Raw genomic sequence first — 2,490 nt, forward strand, 5'->3', positions numbered from 1 at the left:
GTGCGCCCAGAATGGTCGCTTGATAAATACTTCTTTAGCAAGAAGTTAGGATTGGGTTCAATATAATCCTATCGTCAATCAGCTTATCCGAATGGGAAACCTAACGGGGAGTGTAGCATGCTGATTAAAGCCCTAAGTCTACTAATAGCCGAGTAGCTACTGAAGGGCAAGACGAAACGACATATATGAGGATGAAACCTTGATTGGTTGAACGATAGTTCGGTGGTACCACATCTTGCAATAGCGGAAGGCTTTTATATACGCTATTTCATAGTACTCTGCCTATTGTGTGCGTTAGTGCAGAGCATTGAGAACCGACTATGACACAGCCGCGATAAGCGGACAAGAACGAAAGTCGCATCCGACAATATGTCACGCTAATAGTTATCAAGTGAAACTAACTGGGGATTGCCTAAGTCAGAACGCCTCAAAGGCTATGAGAGTTGGTCTCTGAATATCTGATATGGCAACGGAGTTCCCGTAGTAGTCTGAGCAAGTTAACGGCTTGTACATGGCGAAGGGGAACAGTCCATAACTTTAGTACAAACAACGGAAAACGTGAGAGACGTATGAGAAATCCCGAGCACGTATTAAACATTTTAGCTGAACACAGCAACGAGTCAAGTTACAAATACGAAAGACTCTATCGTATCCTGTTCAATGAGCAGATGTTCTTAGTAGCATATCAGCGCATCCATGCAAAACCAGGCAATATGACACCTGGTACTGATAGACAAACGGAGGACGGCATGAGCATTGACAAGGTACACGCATTAATAGACAGCCTCAAAAGCGAAGTCTATAGCCCTAAACCAGCAAGGAGGGTTTATATACCGAAGAAGAGCGGAAAGTTACGTCCGCTCGGTATCCCTACGTTTGCAGATAAATTAGTGCAAGAGGTAGTGAGAATGGTACTGGAAGCCATATATGAAGGATATTTTGAATGGACCTCACATGGTTTCAGACCACACAAAAGCTGCCACACGGCACTGAAAAGTCTACAGAATAATTTCAACGGAACAAAGTGGTTCATAGAGGGAGACATAAAAAGTTTCTTTGACAACATCAACCATGACGTGATGATAGAAATTCTAAGAGAACGCATATCTGACGAGCGTTTTCTTCGGTTAATACGTAAATTTCTCAACGCTGGATATTTGGAAGAATGGCATTTCAATAAAACTTATTCGGGCACGCCTCAAGGTGGAATTATCAGCCCAATACTGGCTAATATCTATCTGGACAAGTTCGACAAGTATATGGAGAAGTATGCACAAGATTTCCATAAGGGCAAAGTTAGACATCGCAACAAGGACATCGGCAAACTGAACAACCGTGTTTATTATCTAAAGAAGAGAATCAAGGAAGTGACGGATGTTGATATATTGGAAGCAATGCGAGAGGAACTTCGTTGTAAGCAACAGCAAATACTGACCATGCCGAGTGGTAACGATATGGATGAGAATTTCCGTAGATTGAAATATGTACGCTACGCTGATGATTTCCTTATAGGGGTCATTGGAAATAAAGCAGAGTGCGAGAAAATCAAGGCTGATGTTACACAATTTATGCAAGAGAAGCTAAAGTTGGAGATGTCGCAAGAAAAGACCTTGATAACCAACGCACAAGATTGTGCAAAATTTCTCGGCTATGAAATATCAGTCCGTAAAGATTACACAACGCAGAAAAATGCAAGACGAGAAACTCGTAGACATCGTAATGGTAATGTGATACTACACGTATCACGAGAAGTGATAAAGAAGAAGTTACTGAGTCTTGAAGCCATGAATGTGAAAACACGAAATGGCAAAGAGGTGTGGATGTCTAAAGGTAGAACATACCTGATAGACAATGAGCCACAAGATATAGTAGCACGTTTCAACACAGAAATCAGAGGATTCTACAACTACTACTCCATTGCAAACAATGCATCGGCTCTTGGGCGTTCTTTTGGATGTATCATGAAGTTCAGTATGCTAAAGACATTTGCGCAAAAACTTAACAGCTCCGTTAGAACCATAGCAAACAAGTATCGTGAAGACGATAAATTTGTGGTGTGGTACACGGACAAGAAAGGCGAACGCAAACCAAGAGTATTCTACAATGAGGGCTTCAAGCGTATTACCGACTTGGGAACTCAAAAATGTGACAACTTACCCTACTTGTTCAACACTCCAACCATGAGTCTAATCGAAAGACTGACTGCAAATAAGTGTGAGTTATGCGGAAAAGAAGGAAATGTTGTCTCACACCATGTCAGAAAACTCTCGGCTTTGAGAGGTAAAACCGAATGGGAACGAAAAATGCTCAAAATGCATAGAAAGTCTTTAATTGTTTGCGTTGAATGTCATAATATGATTCATGCGAAGAATAGCTGAAATGCCGTTATGGGCGGAGAGCCGTATACATGGAGACGTGTAAGTACGGTTCGGAGGCAGGCTGTCGGAAACCTACCACCGAAAGGTGGAACGGCGCCGACTGCCGAGCCTA

At 42.2% G+C, this 2,490-nt stretch carries 1 protein-coding gene; it reads left to right on the forward strand.

What is annotated here, in order from left to right:
* Positions 1–569 precede the first annotated feature (569 nt).
* Complete coding sequence (locus tag HMPREF1640_RS11670) at positions 570–2,378, forward strand: reverse transcriptase domain-containing protein (protein WP_036895045.1); 1,809 nt, start codon at positions 570–572, stop codon at positions 2,376–2,378.
* The last annotated feature ends 112 nt before the right edge of the window (positions 2,379–2,490 follow it).

It is taken from the genome of Prevotella sp. S7-1-8 (genome assembly GCF_000758925.1).
In the GTDB taxonomy this organism is placed as follows: Bacteria; Bacteroidota; Bacteroidia; order Bacteroidales; family Bacteroidaceae; genus Prevotella.

Coding starts and splice junctions, on each gene's coding strand:
- HMPREF1640_RS11670 (WP_036895045.1), top strand. CDS start 570: ATGAGAAATCCCGAGCACGTATTAAACATTTTAGCTGAACACAGCAAC.